General features: G+C 70.2%; 17 protein-coding genes and 1 tRNA gene. 15 read left to right on the top strand and 3 right to left on the bottom strand.

All coding sequences use genetic code 11. The features are described from left to right. Window positions 1–14 precede the first annotated feature (14 nt). The 6 genes from AC3ANS_RS11505 (at window position 15) to AC3ANS_RS11480 (ending at window position 4,253) form a co-directional block, all read left to right on the top strand. Window positions 15–326: a GNAT family N-acetyltransferase gene (locus AC3ANS_RS11505; protein ID WP_488296288.1), complete on the top strand. Its 312-nt coding sequence runs from the start codon at window positions 15–17 to the stop codon at window positions 324–326. A gap of 254 nt (window positions 327–580) precedes the next feature. Then, window positions 581–1,552, top strand: coding sequence for a ParA family protein (locus AC3ANS_RS11500; RefSeq protein ID WP_488296483.1), 972 nt, complete (start codon window positions 581–583; stop codon window positions 1,550–1,552). Continuing rightward, window positions 1,549–1,884, top strand: a complete 336-nt coding sequence (locus AC3ANS_RS11495; RefSeq protein WP_488296287.1) for a hypothetical protein — start codon at window positions 1,549–1,551, stop codon at window positions 1,882–1,884. Before AC3ANS_RS11500 ends, AC3ANS_RS11495 begins: the two co-directional genes overlap by 4 nt. Continuing rightward, window positions 1,881–2,792, top strand: a complete 912-nt coding sequence (locus tag AC3ANS_RS11490; RefSeq protein ID WP_488296286.1) for a segregation and condensation protein A — start codon at window positions 1,881–1,883, stop codon at window positions 2,790–2,792. Before AC3ANS_RS11495 ends, AC3ANS_RS11490 begins: the two co-directional genes overlap by 4 nt. Next, window positions 2,749–3,504 carry an SMC-Scp complex subunit ScpB gene (scpB, locus tag AC3ANS_RS11485; protein WP_488296285.1) on the top strand — a complete coding sequence of 252 codons (756 nt, stop codon included), beginning with the start codon at window positions 2,749–2,751 and terminating at the stop codon, window positions 3,502–3,504. The genes AC3ANS_RS11490 and scpB overlap by 44 nt, the downstream gene beginning before the upstream one ends. Beyond that, window positions 3,501–4,253, top strand: coding sequence for a pseudouridine synthase (locus tag AC3ANS_RS11480; RefSeq protein ID WP_488296284.1), 753 nt, complete (start codon window positions 3,501–3,503; stop codon window positions 4,251–4,253). The genes scpB and AC3ANS_RS11480 overlap by 4 nt, the downstream gene beginning before the upstream one ends. Before the next feature lie 6 nt (window positions 4,254–4,259). Here the strand turns inward: AC3ANS_RS11480 and AC3ANS_RS11475 are convergent, their stop codons facing one another. Beyond that, window positions 4,260–4,613: an STAS domain-containing protein gene (locus tag AC3ANS_RS11475; protein WP_488296283.1), complete on the bottom strand. Its 354-nt coding sequence runs from the start codon at window positions 4,611–4,613 to the stop codon at window positions 4,260–4,262. Window positions 4,614–4,753: 140 nt separating this feature from the next. On the opposite strand from AC3ANS_RS11475, the gene aroH reads away from it, so the two are divergent. From aroH to AC3ANS_RS11435, 8 genes are all read left to right on the top strand, one after another. Continuing rightward, the gene (gene aroH / locus AC3ANS_RS11470; RefSeq protein ID WP_488296282.1) at window positions 4,754–5,140 is read left to right on the top strand and encodes a chorismate mutase; all 387 of its coding nucleotides are present in this window, start codon (window positions 4,754–4,756) and stop codon (window positions 5,138–5,140) included. Further along, on the top strand, window positions 5,133–6,209 hold the full coding sequence (locus AC3ANS_RS11465) for a prephenate dehydrogenase (protein WP_488296281.1): 1,077 nt from the start codon (window positions 5,133–5,135) through the stop codon (window positions 6,207–6,209). The genes aroH and AC3ANS_RS11465 overlap by 8 nt, the downstream gene beginning before the upstream one ends. 11 nt (window positions 6,210–6,220) lie before the next feature. Next, window positions 6,221–6,952 carry a (d)CMP kinase gene (cmk, locus tag AC3ANS_RS11460; protein ID WP_488296280.1) on the top strand — a complete coding sequence of 244 codons (732 nt, stop codon included), beginning with the start codon at window positions 6,221–6,223 and terminating at the stop codon, window positions 6,950–6,952. 7 nt (window positions 6,953–6,959) lie between these two features. Continuing rightward, window positions 6,960–7,724, top strand: a complete 765-nt coding sequence (locus tag AC3ANS_RS11455) for a lysophospholipid acyltransferase family protein (RefSeq protein ID WP_488296279.1) — start codon at window positions 6,960–6,962, stop codon at window positions 7,722–7,724. Continuing rightward, window positions 7,721–9,112: a ribosome biogenesis GTPase Der gene (der, locus tag AC3ANS_RS11450; protein ID WP_488296278.1), complete on the top strand. Its 1,392-nt coding sequence runs from the start codon at window positions 7,721–7,723 to the stop codon at window positions 9,110–9,112. The genes AC3ANS_RS11455 and der overlap by 4 nt, the downstream gene beginning before the upstream one ends. 33 nt (window positions 9,113–9,145) lie before the next feature. Further along, window positions 9,146–10,120 (top strand): hypothetical protein, encoded by a 975-nt coding sequence (locus AC3ANS_RS11445; RefSeq protein ID WP_488296277.1) that lies wholly within the window; start codon window positions 9,146–9,148, stop codon window positions 10,118–10,120. 39 nt (window positions 10,121–10,159) lie between these two features. Next, entirely contained in the window at window positions 10,160–10,675 is a 516-nt protein-coding gene (locus AC3ANS_RS11440; protein WP_488296276.1) for a DinB family protein, read from the top strand. Between the two features lie 150 nt (window positions 10,676–10,825). Then, window positions 10,826–10,899 (top strand) — tRNA-Pro (locus AC3ANS_RS11435). A gap of 63 nt (window positions 10,900–10,962) precedes the next feature. Here AC3ANS_RS11435 and AC3ANS_RS11430 read toward each other — a convergent pair. Together AC3ANS_RS11430 and AC3ANS_RS11425 are read right to left on the bottom strand one after the other, a co-directional pair. Further along, entirely contained in the window at window positions 10,963–12,150 is a 1,188-nt protein-coding gene (locus AC3ANS_RS11430; RefSeq protein WP_488293685.1) for an IS481 family transposase, read from the bottom strand. Window positions 12,151–12,381: 231 nt separating this feature from the next. Beyond that, window positions 12,382–15,165: a glycoside hydrolase family 15 protein gene (locus AC3ANS_RS11425; protein ID WP_488296275.1), complete on the bottom strand. Its 2,784-nt coding sequence runs from the start codon at window positions 15,163–15,165 to the stop codon at window positions 12,382–12,384. A gap of 207 nt (window positions 15,166–15,372) precedes the next feature. Here AC3ANS_RS11425 and AC3ANS_RS11420 point away from each other — a divergent pair, with 207 nt between their 5' ends. Beyond that, on the top strand, window positions 15,373–16,581 hold the full coding sequence (locus AC3ANS_RS11420) for an ROK family transcriptional regulator (RefSeq protein ID WP_488296274.1): 1,209 nt from the start codon (window positions 15,373–15,375) through the stop codon (window positions 16,579–16,581). Window positions 16,582–16,627 lie beyond the last annotated feature (46 nt).

Genomic DNA, 16,627 nt, shown 5'->3' with positions numbered 1-16,627 from the left:
CTAGAGTCGCTGTCATGAGTGACGTCGTGACTTCGAACAATCCCGAGCAGAGCCGCTACGAGGCCCACATCGACGGAGAGCTCGCCGGATTCGCCGAGTACCAGCTCACCGACGAGCTCGTGGTCTTCACCCACACCGAGGTCGGCGACCGGTTCGAGGGGAAGGGCGTGGGCTCGGCGCTGGCGCGGTTCGGTCTCGACGACGTACGCGCCGCGGGCGAGCGCAAGGTGATGCCGCTGTGCCAGTTCATCAAGGGCTGGATCGGCAAGCACCCCGAGTACACCGACCTCGTCTACGGCGCCGACGAGACGACTCCGAGAGCCTGACCCTCCTCCACAGACTTGTGCACAGGCGGCGGTCTGCTGTGCATCCGCCGCCTGTCCTCTGCACAGGTCATCAACAGATTGCCCGGTCAGGCTGAGGGTTTCCCGCTTCGGCTTGTCGCTGTCGGAGCACAGTCCTAGAGTCGCCCGCGGGTCGACAACTTGTCGTCGTGTCGACAAGTCGGTGAGGAGCGGGGATGACGACAGGTGGCACCTTCGGGACGGGCCCCGGCCCGTCCGGCAGCGCAGCCGGAGCGATGCCCCCGCTGATCCGCACCCCTTCCCCAACCATCGATCGATCACCAGAACCCGGAGATGACCTGCCCGTGGCCGAACCCCTGCCGTTCGAGCGCCCCCTCGTCGAGGTCGACGGGCCGGCCGCACCGGCCGTGCTCGGCCCCACGGGCCGGCCGATGCCGCACATCCCCGAGCCGGGACCGGTGGGCGCCCACGGCCGTGCCCGGGTGGTGTCGATGTGCAACCAGAAGGGCGGCGTCGGCAAGACGACGACCACGATCAACCTCGGGGCGGCGCTGGCCGAGCTCGGCCGCAAGGTCCTGCTCGTCGACTTCGACCCGCAGGGCTCCTTGTCGGTGGGTCTGGGCCTGAACCCGCACGAGATGGACCTCACGATCTACAACCTGCTGATGGAGCGCGACGTCGACCTCCACGACGTGATCGTCCCGACGGTCGTGGCGGGAATGGACCTGCTGCCCTCCAACATCGACCTCTCGGCCGCCGAGGTGCAGCTGGTCCACGAGGTCGCCCGCGAGCAGACCCTCCAGCGAGTCCTCGGCCCGGCAGTCGAGGAGTACGACATCATCCTCATCGACTGCCAGCCCTCCCTGGGCCTCCTCACCGTGAACGCCCTCACGGCGTCCGACGGCGTCATCGTGCCGCTCGAGTGCGAGTACTTCGCACTCCGCGGGGTCGCACTGCTCAAGACGACGATCGACAAGGTCCGCGAGCGACTCAACCCCAAGCTCTCCATCGACGGCGTGCTGGGCACGATGTACGACGGCCGCACGCTGCACAGCCGCGAGGTCATGGACCGGCTGGTGCAGGCGTGGGGGGACACGGTGTTCCACACCGTCATCCGGCGCACCGTCAAGTTCTCCGACTCGACCGTGGCCGGCGAGCCGATCACGACGTACGCCTCGTCGTCCGCGGGGGCCGACTCCTACCGTCAGCTCGCCAAGGAGGTGCTCGCGCGGTGCCTCGACGGGTGAGCCTTCCCGCCGCCGACGACCTGTTCCGTCCCACCGCGCCCCCCGGCGACGACCGGGGCGTGCGCGACGAAGACGAGGCGGCCGACGGCAGCCAGGACACCGCGGGGCAGAAGAAGCCGAGTGGCCGCGTCCGCCACGACGAGAAGATGACGGTCTACGTCACCTCCGACGAGCTGCTCGACCTCGAGCACACCCGGCTGGTGCTGCGCCGGTCCCACGGGCTCGCCGTCGACCGGGGCCGGATCGTCCGCGAGGCGATCGCGCTCGTGCTGGCCGACTTCGAAGCCCAAGGTGACGACAGTGCGCTGGTGCGACGATTGAGCGAGGGATGACCGCGGCGTCCGTGGAGACCAGCGGCGAGGCGACGCCGGCGTTCGCAGTGCGTCTCGACAACTTCGAGGGGCCCTTCGACCTGCTGCTCAGCCTGATCGCCAAGCACAAGCTCGACATCACCGAGATCTCGCTCTCGACGGTCACCGACGAGTTCATCGCCCACATCAAGGTCGGGGGCTCGCCCGAGAACCCGGCCCAGTGGGACCTCGAGCAGACGACGTCGTTCCTGCTGGTCGCCTCCACCCTCCTCGACCTCAAGGCCGCGCGCCTGCTGCCCCAGGGCGACATCGAGGACGAGGAGGACCTCGCGCTCCTCGAGGCACGGGACCTGCTGTTCGCCCGGTTGCTGCAGTACCGCGCCTTCAAGCAGGTCGCGTCCGTGCTCGCGACGCGGCTGGCCGTGGAGTCCAAGCGGCATCCTCGTGCGGTCGGTCTGGAGGAGCGGTTCGCCGGTCTGCTGCCGGAGGCGCTGATCGGCATCGGGCTCGAGCAGTTCGCGCAGCTCGCCGCGAAGGCCCTCGAGCCCAAGCCGGTGCTGGAGGTCTCCCTGCAGCACATCCACGCCAACAAGGTCAGCGTGCGCGAGCAGGCGGCGCTGGTCGTGGACCGGCTGCGGCGCAGCGGCACGATGACGTTCCGGGCCCTGTGCGGCGACTCCCCGGACCGGCTCACGACCGTGGCCCGGTTCCTCTCGCTGCTCGAGCTGTTCCGCGAGGGCGCGGTCGCCTTCGACCAGGTGACGCCTCTGGGCGAGCTGACCGTACGGTGGACCGGAGAGGACGACGCCGACGTCGACGAGCTGATCACCGACGAGTTCGAGGGCGCACCGCCCGAGGCCGGCGACGTACCGGAGGGAGAGACCGATGACCGAGACCCAGGATCAGACCCCGGCGGGGACGACCGCTGACATGACCGACATGACCGACATGACGGCCGAGGAGACGCTGGCGATCCCGGTCGCCGCCCTGCGGCCCTCGCTGGAGGCGCTGCTGATGGTCGCGGACCAGCCGATGGACACGATGACGCTGGCGACCGCCGTGGGCTACCCGGTCGTCGAGGTGACCGAGGCGCTCGAGGCGCTCGAGGCGGAGTACGCCGAGCAGGGGCGCGGCTTCGAGCTGCGCAACGTGGGCGGCGGGTGGCGCTACTACACCCGCGACGACTACGCGGCGGTCGTGGAGGGCTTCGTCCTCGACGGACAGCAGGCCCGGCTGACCCAGGCGGCGCTGGAGACGCTGGCGGTGGTCGCCTACAAGCAGCCGGTGTCGCGGGCGCGGGTCTCGGCGATCCGGGGCGTGAACGTCGACGGCGTGATGCGCACGCTGCTGACTCGGGGCCTGGTCGAGGAGGCCGGCCACGACCACGAGACCGGGGCGCACCTCTACCGCACGACCACCTACTTCCTCGAGCGCATCGGGGTGACCTCGATCGAGGACCTGCCCGAGCTCGCGCCGTACCTGCCCGACATGGACGACCTCGAGGACGAGCTCGCCGAGATGGCGGCACCGATGGCGACGGAGTCGACGCCTGAGTCGATCCCGGGGGCGGCGCCCGAGCACCCGCACTCCCCGCACAGCGGGGACGGGACCGAGCCCGACGGCGGGACCGAGCCCACGTGAGCGGGGGACTGGAGACCGACGAGGACGGCCTGATCCGTCTGCAGAAGCTGCTGGCGATGTCGGGCGTGGCCTCGCGGCGCAAGTGCGAGGAGCTGATGCTCGCGGGCTCGGTCGAGGTCGACGGCGAGGTCGTCACCCGGCTCGGGACCAAGGTCGACCCCCGCACCGCGGTGATCCGGGTCGACGGCAAGCGGCTGCCGCCGGTGTCCGAGCTCGTCTACCTGGTGCTGAACAAGCCCCGTGGCGTCGTGTCCACGATGTCGGACCCCGAGGGCCGGCGGACGATCTCCGACCTGGTCGCCGACCGCCCCGAGCGGCTCTTCCACGTCGGGCGCCTCGACACCGACACCTCCGGGCTGCTGCTGCTCACCAACGACGGCGACTTCGCCCACCGGATGGCGCACCCGTCGTACGAGGTGGACAAGACGTACGTCGCCGAGGTCGAGGGCGAGGTCTACCGGCGCACGATCAAGCAGCTGCTCGAGGGCGTGACGCTCGAGGACGGACCGGTCACGGTGTCGCAGGCGCGGATCGTGGAGGCGACGGCCGCGAAGTCCATCGTCGAGCTGGTGATCCACGAGGGACGCAACCGGATCGTGCGGCGGCTGCTCGACCACGTCGGCCACCCGGTCCGCCAGCTCACGAGGACCGCGATCGGCCCCGTGTCGTTGGGCCGGCTGCGCAGCGGCGAGCTGCGCGAGCTCACCCTCGACGAGCTCGGCGTCCTGCTCGACCTCGCCCAGCTCTGAGAGCCGTCACGAGACGGGCGTCAACGCCTCCTCGAGCGTGTCGACGATCCGGAACACCCGGTTCATCGCGGTGACCGAGAACAGCCGCAGCACGGGGCGGCTGGTGCACACGATCGTGAACGAGCCCTGCAGCACCCGGGCCCGCTTGTGCGCGCCGATGAGCGTGCCGAGGCCGACGGAGTCGAGGAACGTGACGTCGTCCAGGACGACCACGAGGACGCCGGAGCCGTCGACCAGCGCCTCGGTGAGGTGGGTCCGGAGCAGACCGGCCGTCGCCAGGTCGATCTCACCGGCGCAGCGCACGACCACCACCTCGCCGTGGCGTTCGGCGGTGAGCTCGAGTGGCTCGATGGAGGTCACTCGCTCGTTCTACACCGAGGCGCCCCCGCGGGAACGGCAATCGGCTTCACCCGGAAGGGTGGTAACGGTGGGCCGGCACCCTGGCGCGTGGCCGTGAGACCGGCGCCGGTGGTGGCGTCGCACCTCGATAGCCTTGCGTCGTGGCAGTCAGGGCAGTGCGAGGAGCGACCCAGCTCGACGTGGACACGCGAGACCACATGCTCGAGCGGGTCGCCGAGATGGTCGTGGACGTGATGAGCGCCAACGGGCTCGAGGTCGACGACTTCATCTCGGTGATCTTCACCGCCACGTCCGATCTCGTCTCGGAGTTCCCGGCGTACGCCGCGCGGCGCCTCGGGTTCGGGGACGTGCCGCTGATCTGTGCCCGCGAGCTGGAGATCGCCGGCTCGATGCCGCGCGTGGTGCGGATGATGGCTCACATCGAGACCGACCTGCCTCGCGCGGACCTCACCCACGTCTACCTCCACGGCGCGGCGGCGCTGCGCACGGACCTCACCCGGGTCCGGTCGGTGCCCGACGATGAGTAGCGACCTGGTCGGCCCGGTCGAGATCGTCGGCACCGGCCTGCTGGGCACCTCGATCGGGCTCGCCTGCAGCCGCGCCGGTCTCGAGGTGCTGCTCACCGACGCCTCCGGCGAGCACGTGCGCACGGCGTCCGGTCTCGGCGCGGGACGGCCGAGCACGGCGGGGGACCGTCCCCAGCTGGTCGTGGTCGCGGTGCCGCCCGACGCGCTCGGCGCGGTGATCGCGCAGTCGCTACGGGAGCGACCCGACGCGGTCGTGACCGACGTGGGCAGCGTGAAGTCGGGGCTTCCCGACCAGGTGGTGCGGGCGGTGGGCCCCGAGCTCGCGCGCCGTTATGTGGGCGGTCACCCGATGGCGGGGTCGGAGCGCTCCGGGCCGCTGGCGGCGACGCCCGCGCTGTTCGACGGCCGCCCGTGGGCGATCACCCCGCACGAGGGCAGCGACGCGGCCGCCGTACGCCTCGTCGAGGCGCTCGCGGTGCTCTGCGGCGCCGTGCCGGTGCGGCTGAGCCCGGAGGAGCACGACAAGGCCGTCGCGCGCACCTCGCACGTCCCGCACCTGCTGGCCTCGCTCGTGGCCGGACGCCTGGTCGGTGCCCCCGAGCAGCACCTGGCCCTGTCGGGGCAGGGGGTTCGCGACGTCACCCGGGTGGCGGCCGGGAGCCCGGCGCTCTACGGCCAGATCGTCTCCGCGAACGCCCAGGCCGTGCTCGGGCTGCTCGCCGAGGTCCGGGCCCAGCTCGACACGGTGATCGACGCGGTCGCCGCCGACGACCGGACTGCTCTGGAGACCGTGCTCGCCCAGGGCGTTGCCGGGACCCGCGCGATCCCCGGCAAGCACGGCGGCCCGGTGCGCCCGACCCGGTCGGTCTTCGTGTCGGTGCCCGACCACCCCGGGGAGCTCGCGCGGCTCTTCGCGGACGCCGGGGCCAGCGAGGTCAACATCGAGGACGTCCACATCGACCACGACCCCGGCCGCCCGGTCGGTCTCGTCGAGCTCCTGGTCGACGAGACCCGCGCTGAGCACCTCCTGACGTCGCTGGAGTCACGGGGATGGGTGACGCACCGGTAGGCTGCGGCCCCGTGGACCACACCCCGCGCACGCCTGCCCCCGACACCCACGTCGGTCTCGTGATCGCCGTCGACGGCACCTCGGGCTCGGGCAAGTCGAGCACCTCGCGGGGCGCGGCGACCCGCTTGGGCCTGCGCTACCTCGACACGGGTGCGATGTTCCGCGCGATGACCTGGTGGCTGCTGCAGGAGGGCGTGGACGTCCACGACGCGGCCGCCGTGGCGGCCCGCTGCGGCGAACCCGCGATCGTCTCGGGCACCGACCCGCAGGCGCCCACGATCACCGTCGACGGCACCGACGTCGCCGTGGAGATCCGCGGGGACGCCGTCAACGCGGCCGTGTCCCCGGTGAGCGCGGTCCCCGAGGTGCGCGCCCGCCTCCTGAACCTCCAGCGCGCGGTCATCGCCCGTGAGACGGGCTCTGGCGGGATCGTCGTCGAGGGCCGCGACATCGGCTCGGTCGTCGTACCCGACGCGCCGGTCAAGGTCTACCTGAGCGCGGATCCCGAAGCGCGCGCCGTACGCCGGGCCACCGAGCAGGGCGTCACCGACGTGACCGACGTGGCCGCCACGCAGGAGTCACTGCTCGCTCGCGACCGGATCGACTCCGGCCGTGCCACCGCCCCGCTGGTGATGGCCGACGGCGCGGTCCACATCGACACCACGCCGTACTCCCTCGAGGAGGTCATCACCCTGGTCGTCGGGCTGGTCGAGCACGCTGTGGAGTCGGAGGCCCGCGCATGAGGGCGCGATGAGGGACCTCGCCGCCCACCGCGAGCTGCCACGGAGCGACAACGCGCGCTCCGCGCCCCGCTACGCCCTCAACTCGCCCTTGCGTCCGCTCGCCCGCTGGCTGCTCCGGCGGTGGTACGACGTGCGGGTGCACGGGCCGCAGCAGGTGCCGCGCCACGGCGCGGTGATCTACGCGTCCAACCACATCGGGATCCTCGACGGGCCGCTGCTGGCGATCTTTGCCCCGCGCGCGGCCCACGCGCTGACGAAGATCGAGATGTTCCGCGGGCTGCTGGGGCGGTTCCTCATCCAGGCCGGCCAGATCCCGCTGGACCGCTACCACGCCGATCCGGCCGCGGTGAAGACCTGCCTGAAGGTGCTGCGCGACGGCCAGGCGGTCGGCATCTATCCCGAGGGCGGGCGAGGGGCCGGAGACCTGGGGCGGTTCCACCGCGGCGCGGCCTACCTCGCGCTGGTTTCCGGCGCACCCGTCGTACCTGTCATCATGTTCGGGAGCCGGGAGCCCGGCGCGCACCACAGCTCGCTGCCGCCTCGCGGTTCGAGGATCGACATCGTCTTCGGCGAGGCCTACCGGATCGACCCGATCCCGTGGCCGCGTACCCGGGAACAAGTGGAGAAGTCCTCGTTGTTGCTACGGGAGCACATGCAAGCCGTGCTGGACCGTGCGCGCGCGTCGACCGGCCGGCAGCTGCCGGGTCCGCTGCCCGTGACCGACGTAGACCCAGACCCCGCGACCGGGGTCACCGATCAAGGAGCACCATGACCGAGCTCGAGGGTGCCCCCGACGGCACCCCGGATGCCACTGCGGATCTCACCGGCGACGGCGACACCCTCGGCCCCGTACCCGTCCTCGCCGTCGTCGGACGGCCCAACGTGGGCAAGTCGACGCTGGTCAACCGGATCATCGGCCGCCGCGAGGCGGTCGTCGAGGACGTGCCCGGCGTCACCCGCGACCGGGTCTCTTACGACGCCAACTGGAACGGCCGCGCGTTCACCGTGGTCGACACCGGTGGCTGGGACCCCGACGCCCGCGGCCTGGCCGAGCGGATCGCCGGTCAGGCGGAGGTCGCGGTGAGCCTGGCCGACGCGGTGCTGTTCGTGGTCGACGCGACGGTGGGGATCACCGACGCCGACGAGGCGGTCGTGAAGATCCTGCGCAAGTCGGGGAAGCCCGTCGTGCTCGCCGCGAACAAGGTCGACGACCAGCGCACCGAGGCCGAGGCCTTCGGTCTGTGGAACCTCGGGCTGGGGGAGCCGTGGCCGGTCTCCGCCCTGCACGGTCGCGGCTCGGGCGACATGCTCGACGCGATCCTCGACGCGCTGCCCGAGCCGCCGCCGGAGCGTGAGCCCGAGGCCCGCGGTCCGCGCCGGATCGCGATCGTCGGCAAGCCGAACGTCGGCAAGTCCTCACTGCTCAACAAGCTGGCCGGTGAGGACCGGGTCGTCGTCGACAACGTCGCCGGCACGACGGTCGACCCGGTCGACGAGCTGATCGAGCTCGGCGGGCAGACCTGGCGCTTCATCGACACCGCCGGCATCCGCAAGCGGGTCAAGGAGGCCTCCGGCCACGAGTACTACGCCTCGCTGCGCACCTCCACCGCGATCGATCGCGCCGAGGTCGCGGTGCTCGTCGTCAACGGCGGCGAGTCGATCTCCGAGCAGGACGTCCGGATCATCCAGACCGTCCGCGAGGCCGGCCGCGCGCTGGTGATCGCGTTCAACAAGTGGGACCTGGTCGACGAGGAGCGCCGCTACTACCTCGACCGCGAGATCGAGCGCGAGCTCGTGCAGGTCCAGTGGGCGCCGCGCATCAACATCACCGCCAAGACCGGGTGGCACGTCGACCGGCTCGTCCCGGCGCTGGAGAAGGCGATCGAGGGCTGGGAGACCCGCATCTCGACCGGCGCCCTCAACGGCTTCCTCGGCCGCTTGGTCGCCGAGCACCCGCACCCGGTGCGCAGCGGCAAGCAGCCGAAGATCCTGTTCGGCACCCAGGCCTCGACGGCGCCGCCGATGTTCGTGCTGTTCACCAGCGGCAAGCTCGACGCGTCGTACGAACGCTTCATCGAGCGCCGGCTCCGTGAGGAGTTCGGGTTCGTCGGCACGCCGATCGTGCTCCAGCAGCGGCCGCGGGAGAAGCGCAAGAGGTAGGCCGGGCACGTCCGGCGGGGTTACCGTCGGGCGATGCGCAGGCTCGTGCTCCTCGCCCTGGTCGGACTAATCGGCAGCTCCATCGCGGCGCCGTCGTACTCGTCGCGCCCGGCGACGGACGTGAAGCCGGTAGCCGGGACGTCGTGTGCGGCGTTCCCGAGCGACAACTGGTGGCACGCCGACGTGAGTGGCCTCCCGGTGCACGCCCGCAGCCGCGCCTGGCTCGCCCACATGTCGCCCGAGGTGGACCTGCACCCCGACTTCGGCCCGTCGTACGGCGATGGCCCGAACTATGGGATCCCGATCACGGTGGTGGCTGCGTCGCACCCCCGGGTGCGGGTCCGTTTCGACTACGCCGACGAGAGCGATCGGGTGCGATACCCGCTCGGCGCAGACACGCGGATCGAGGGCGGGCGGGGCTCGTCGGGTGACAAGCACGCGATCGTGGTGGACAAGGGCGCGTGCCGCCTCTACGAGACCTGGAACACGCGCGTGCGAGGCGGTCGGTGGATCGTGGGGTCCGGCGCGGTCTGGTCGCTGGCCTCCAACCGGCTGCGCCCGGACGGCTGGACGTCCGCGGACGCCGCGGGGCTGCCGATCCTGCCGGGGCTGCTGCGGTGGAACGAGGTCAAGGCCGGCAGCGTCGACCACGCGATCCGGTTCACCACGGACGTGACCAGCCGCCACCATCTCTGGCCCGCGCGACATGACGCCGGCTCCCAGGACTCGCTCGCCTACCCGCCGATGGGGGCGCGGTTCCGGATGCGGGCCGGGTTCTCCACCCGGGGCTACTCGGCGTACGCCGTCGCGGTGATCGAGGCGATGAAGAAGTACGGCCTCGTGCTCGCCGACAACGGATCACCCTGGTACTTCCAGGGCGAGCAGAGCTCCCACTGGCCGGCGCGCCTGATCGAGGAGCTCAAGCGGATCCCGGCCTCGGCCTTCGTCGCCGTCGACACCTCCTCGCTGAAGGTCAGTGACGACAGCGCCCAGGTCGCCTCCGATTGAGGACAGGTTCTGACCGGTTGGCCTCCTAGCGTGCTCGGCATGACGACCGAACGCGACGACATCCTCGACCTCCTCCACAAGCACCGCGGCTTCCTGACGTTCACCGTGCAGGGCCTCTCCGACGAGGCCGCCCGCAGCACGCCGACCGTCAGCGCGCTGTCGTTGGGCGGTCTGGTCAAGCACGTGACCTCAGTCGAGAGGAACTGGGCCGACTTCGTCGTGCACGGTGCGGCCAACCAGCCCGACTGGGCCAGCGTCGATTGGAGCAACCCGCCGCCCGAGATCCTCGCCCACCAACAGGCGTTCGTGATGGGAGAGGACGAGACGCTCACCGAGATCCTGGCGGCGTACGCCGAGGTGGCCGCCGCCACCGATGAGCTCGTGCGCACCGTCGACCTCGACACCGCGCACTCGCTGCCCGAGGCCCCGTGGTCCGCCGCGACGACCTGGACAGCACGCCGCGCCATCCTCCACATCGCCCTGGAGACCGCGCAGCACGCCGGCCACGCCGACATCCTGCGCGAGACGATCGACGGCCAGAAGACGATGGGCTGACCGGCCTCGCCAGCCGCTGGTGGGTCGTGTGCCTGAGCACGCGCCATGCGGCGTGCTCAGACACACGACCCGATTCCGCAGCAGTGGCCGGCCTGCGGTAGTGTTCACGCCGCTCGGGTGGTCGCGCTTATCGCGACCATCTGGAGTGTTCGGGCTGTGGCGCAGCTTGGTAGCGCACTTGACTGGGGGTCAAGGGGTCGCAGGTTCAAATCCTGTCAGCCCGACCGTGTGATGTCTCAGGACATCGCGGACACCCGGACCCACGGAAACGTGGGTTCGGGTGTTCTTCATTTCGGGGTTCGTGGCTGGTAGTCCCTGGTCAGGTCGATGGTGAGTTCGCGGAGCAGTTCGCCGGTGATGGCGTTGACGACGCGGACCTCGAGGTCTTGGACGAGCAGGAGGACGTGGGTTCCGGCGTGGGTTCGACCGATGCCGATGTGACGCAGTTGGCCGGCCACGCGCAGGGTGACGGTGCCGGATTTGTCGATGCGGTCGTGCCGGACCCGGTCGTGGGTGTCTGCGTCGCGGCTGGAGCCGGGCATGGCCTTGGGCATGGTGTCGTAGAGCGCTGCTGGCGTGGCGCGGTGCGGCAGCGAGCGGTGCGGCCGGTGTTGGTTGTACTCGGTGACGAACCGGTCGAGGAGAGCTTGCAGCTCGGCCAGGGTCTCGGGCTGGTCGCGTTGAGCTCGGAGCCAGTTCTTCATCGTCTGTTGGAACCTCTCCACCTTGCCGCAGGTGGTGGGGTGGTTGGGCCTGCTGTTCTTCTGGGCCACCTGCCAGTCGTGGAGCTGCTGCTCGAACCCGTTGCGGCCACCGCGTCGCCCGATGCCGGCCAGGCGGACGGTGTAGACCATTCCGTTGTCGGTCAACGTGGATGCGGGAATACCGTGCTGACCTGCGGCTTCACGGAAGGTGGCTTTGACGATCGGGGTGGTGATCGCCCGGTGCGCGGACACGTGCAGGGCGTAGCGGGTGCAGTCATCGAGCCAGGTGATGATCTCGACGCCCTTGGGAAACGTCGCGGTGTCGGTGAGCGGGTAGTGAGTGAAGTCGGACTGCCAGGTCTCGTTCGGCATCGCTGCCTGGAACCGGATGTAGGAGGACTTGGGTCGCTTCTTCGGCTCCGGGGTGATGGCGCCGTGGCGGGTCAGGATCCGGTGGATGGTGGCCCGCGACAGCGTGATCGCGTGGTGCTGCGCCAAGTGCCACAGCAGGGTCTCGGCGCCGGCGTCGTGGCCGTCCTCGGCGAGCTGTTTGCGCACTCGGAGCACCAGGTCGACGATCGCGGGCGGTGTCGCGGCCGGTGAGGTCTTCGGTGCCTTGGAGCGGGGCTCGAAGGCCTCTTCACCTTCGTCTCGGTAGCGGGCCAGGAGTTCGTAGAGCCAGGAACGGGACACCCCGTAGGCCGCGACGACCTCGGCGACGGGTCGGTTCTCCACGGTGACGGCGGTGATGACCAGGCGTGCCTTCGACATGGCCGCACGCTCGCGGCCCGGTGTCTCCTATGTCGTGAGACATGCTGTCCGGGATGTCTTGAGACATGTGTCCGGGATGTCTTGAGCCAGCACACTGTCAGCCCGACCGAACAGAAGACCGCCTCTGACCAGCGCGTGCGCTGGTCAGAGGCGGTCTTGTGTTGAGCGGCCGAGCGGGAGGTCGTCCGCCCGTGCCCCTCGGGCGACTCCCTGGTCAGGGGAGCGCCCAGCTCACCGGACGTTCCCGTAGATCCACGGCGTGCTTGTCGGCGTGAGGCGGTAGCGGAGGGTGATCATGTCGTCCTCGCTCCATGCCGACGTCGTTGGGTTCTGCCGGGCGAGCGCGATGGTGATCGGGATCGTGGTGTTGTCGGTGGCGCTCCCGCTGGTCAGGGCGCTGCGGGGGATCACCACCTCGATCCGACCGGTGGCGGTGTCCCACTGCGGGGCGATCACCGACGTGATGCTGGAGTCGGCCGTCCACGTCCCGCCGCTGACGGAGAAGTGGGCGTAGTTGTTCGAGTCGGACCACCGACCGACCATGTAGGCGGCAGGGCGGGTCAGCGCCGCGCCGTAGAGGCCGACGCTCTTCGTCGGGGTGGAGGGGTTCCCCGCGTAGTCACCGGCGTAGACGTTCACGGCGAACCTCGGCGTGGTGTTGAAGCCCGGAAGCGTGCCGGAGGCGTTGTCGATGCGGACGTAGATGTTGTTGGCATCGTTGGTGACCGCGACGTTGCGGATGTCGGTGTTCGCGTCGCCGCTCGCCTCATTCCCCACTGGGGAGACGAAGTAGGGGATCGGCCCCCACTGCGTCCAGTCGCCGGTGGTCCCCGCGTGCACGGTGAGGCCGGCGTTCGACCCCGCGTTGCTGATCGGCGCGTAGACGCGGGTGTCGGACTTGCCCGTGAACGCCAGCGCGGCGAGCACGTACCAGGCACCCGTCACCGGCTCGACCATCGTGGAGACGATCGGCTTCTGGGAGGTGTTCGAGACGGCCTCGCCGGGCGGCATGTAGCCGACGGCGGTCCGGCTCGCGTACCACGTCAGCCGGTTCAGGGCGTCGGTGGTGTTGCCGGTGTAGACGTCGTCGATGGCGGCGTACATCGACATCTGCGGCCACGACGGCTCGGCGGCCCCGGCCTCGTTGCCTGCCGGACTGTAGGGCGAGGTGTAGTAGAAGTTGTCGCCTTGGTAGCGCGACAGGCCGTAGGTGTCGTGGGTCAGGGTGGCCACGACCTTGGCCAGGTGCGAGGACGCGCGGCTGCTCGCGGGGTCGATCGCGCCCGAGACCATCAACATGTCGGAGGAGGAGTCGACGGTCGTCCGGCCGGTGTCGTCCGCGTTCACGGCCCGGTTGAAGTAGCCGTCAGGGGAGTTCCACAGTCCTGCAGGGGACGCGAGGGAGCTCCGCTGCAGGGTGGTGGCGATCGACCCGACGGCGTTGCTCCAGCTGTCGGCGTCGCTGGTGTCGCCCTTGCTGTGGGCGATGGCCTCGGCGGCCCAGAGGCCGGAGATGTACAGCGCCTGCGTGAAGGTGTTGAACTCCTGCTGCTCCTCCCAGATCGAGGCGTCCTTGGGGCCGAGACCGTTGCTGGCGATGTTGGTGCTGATGAAGTTGGCCGCCTTCTGGATCTGGGTCCAGATGGCGTCTCGGAACGAGTTGTCACCCGTCTGGACCCAGTGGCGGTAGGCGCCGATGAGGAAGATGCCCACGCTGTCGAGCTCGGGCTCGACGAAGCTGACATGCGCTCCGGTCCAGGTGTCGTAGGTGGTCCCGAAGGAGCCGTCGGCGTACTGGACACTGGCCAGCCAGCGGAAGTACTGGTCCGCCTCCGCGTGGTGGCCGGCGCTGTCGAGGGCGAGCGCCGTCACCGCGGAGTCGCGGACCCAGCTCTTGTACCCGTAGGCGATCGGGTTCGTCGCGGCCGGCCACACGCCGAGGACCGGGCTCTGGGACTGCTTCATGGTCACCAGTGCCCGGTCGTACGCAGTGGAGAGCCCGGTGTCGGACAAGTCCGACGTCACCCGGCTGCCGGCGTTGAGCCACGTCGTGTACGCCGTCGTCGTGGCGTTGAGCCAGTAGTCGCCGGTGTGGGCCCGGGCTGCGTCGGCCGCGGCCAGGGCTGCCGTGTCGGTGTTCGCGATCGCCAGGTAGAACGACGCGGTCGCATCGCCCCCGGCGGGGATGCTCACCTGCTTGTTGATCGCCATGTCGACGTCTGCTGCCGTCACGGAGTTGTTCCCGCTGAGCGTGCCGTTGTTGTCGAAGGTGTACCAGGGTGCGACGGCGGCGTTCGAGAGCGATGAGACGGTGTCGTCACCGACCTGGTGCCCGGTCGGCGTCTCGAGGGCACCCAGCACGATGTGGTACTGGCCGCTCGCGGACATGTCCGCATTGGCGGCGTTCCGCGTGGAGTCCCAGGTGGCATGGACGTTCTGGCCCGCCGTGCCGACGTCGTTGAGGTGGACGCTGTCGAGGACGTTGAACGTGACGGCGCTCGCGCCGGGATTGTGCAACCGGTACTGGACGACGAGGAAGTGCTGGTTCGGGACGAACGCGTAGTCGCGGCCGACCGTGACGGTCGTGGCGGATCCGTTGTAGCTGCCGTAGTCGGAGCGCAGGACACCGCCCGAGTCGAGGTACCCGGTGGCGTTGGTGAATCCATGCACCTGGTCGTACTTCGTGGCATGGGTCTCGTCGCGGAAGAACCCGGTGTAGTCCTTGATCTGGTTGATCGCCGACGCGGAGCTCGCCCCGCTGGGGGAGTAGTGCAGCTCGGCGAGGCGCGGGCCGTACTGGGTGTTGGAGTCGGTTTGCGCGAGCTGCGGTGCCATCCACAGGCCCGTCGTGTCGGTCCAGTTGTTCAGGTACAGGCTCCGCGCGGTCTCGCTCGTCGGGCTGGTCGGGCCCGTCGCGACCGCGCTGGGGGCGGTGGCCACCGCGACGAGGGAGGTGGCGCCGACGAGCGTCAGCGCGACCCCTCTCGCAGCCGTGGACAGCGTGGGAAGTCGCATGGTGGTGCCTCCGGCTCACGAGTCGCAATGGGGGAGTTCTCAGGAGTCTGAAACGGATTGATTGCGGACGTCAAGCAACTGGCGTGATTGCGATCACGAATTTACGCTCACCGTCGTTGGCTGTTCGGACAGATTCGGTGAGTTGCTTGACAGGCGAAACCAAAGGGTCGATCTTGTGGTGGTGACCACAGGGACGGGAAGCCAGCCGTGAAGTCGGGTGAGGCGCAGTTCGACGCGCCGGCACGTCCGGGCAGCCGTGAGCAGCACCTGGGCGCGGTCTTCGAGGCCGTGCTCGCTCGTGGCCCGCTGTCCCGACGCGACGCCGCGCGCCTCACCGGGCTCTCCCCGGCGTCGGTGACCAAGCTCGTCAAGCCGATGATCAACGACGGCTACCTCGTCGAGCAGGACCGGGAGGCGGGGGTGCCCGGTCGCCCTCAGATCCCCCTCCAGGTTGTCCCGGACCGGCACTCCGCGGTCGGGGTGAAGGTGATGGAGGGCGAGCTGGTCGGCGTCATGGCCGACCTCCACTCAGAGGTGCAGGCCTCGTACCGGCTGCGGTACACCGACACCTCTCCGGCAGGCGTCGTCGAGGCGATCGCCCAGCTCACCGAGACCCTGCTCGACCGGTCCCCGGTCGCTCGCGAGCGGCTGCTGGGCATCGGCATCGGCCTGGGCGGCCACGTCGACGGGAACGCCGGCATGGTGGTCCAGGCGCCGTTCCTCGGGTGGAGCGAGGTCCCGCTGCAGAAGCTCGTCGCCGAGCGGGTCGGGATGAGCGTCGTCCTCGAGAACGACGTCAACACCCTGGCCGTCGCCGAGCAGTGGTTCGGCCCGGGCTCGGCGTTCCAGAGCTTCGCCCTGGTGACCCTCGGACTCGGCGTCGGCTCCGCCTTCGTGATCGACGGCAAGCTCTGGCGCGGTGTGCACGGCGCCGCCGGCGAGATGGGGCACATGGTGGTCGTCCCCGACGGCCCGGTGTGCCACTGCGGCAAGCGGGGCTGTCTGGAGGCCGTCGTCGGCGACGACGCACTGGTCGCCGCGATGTCGACGCGGACCGGACGCCGCTACAGCAAGGTGTCGCAGGTCATCGCGGCCGCGCACGCCGGCGACGAGCACGCCCGCGAGGTCTTCACCGAGGCCGGCGTCGGCGTCGGTCGCGCCCTGGCGTCGCTGCTGAACCTGCTCAATCCACCTCTGGTCATTCTCTCGGGCGAGGGCATCGCCGCCTCGGACCTGTTCATGGACGCCCTGCGCTCAGAGCTCGAGCAGGACTCCTTCTCCACCACAGCGCAGGACTGCACGTTGCTCGTGCGGCCCCTGCCCGACGAGACGTGGGCCCGTGGCGCCGCCGCGACGATGCTCAGACAGGGCGTGCTGCGCTCCCTGAGTCGGCTCAGCGAACAGGTCGTGGGCTGAGCCCACCTCCCGACGCGTCGTAGCACCGCAACGAAGGTTCGCATCC

Source organism: Nocardia sp. 149-1B (genome assembly GCF_057747975.1).
Note: the sequence above shows the minus strand (reverse complement) of the source record. Positions and strands in the feature narration are given on the sequence as shown.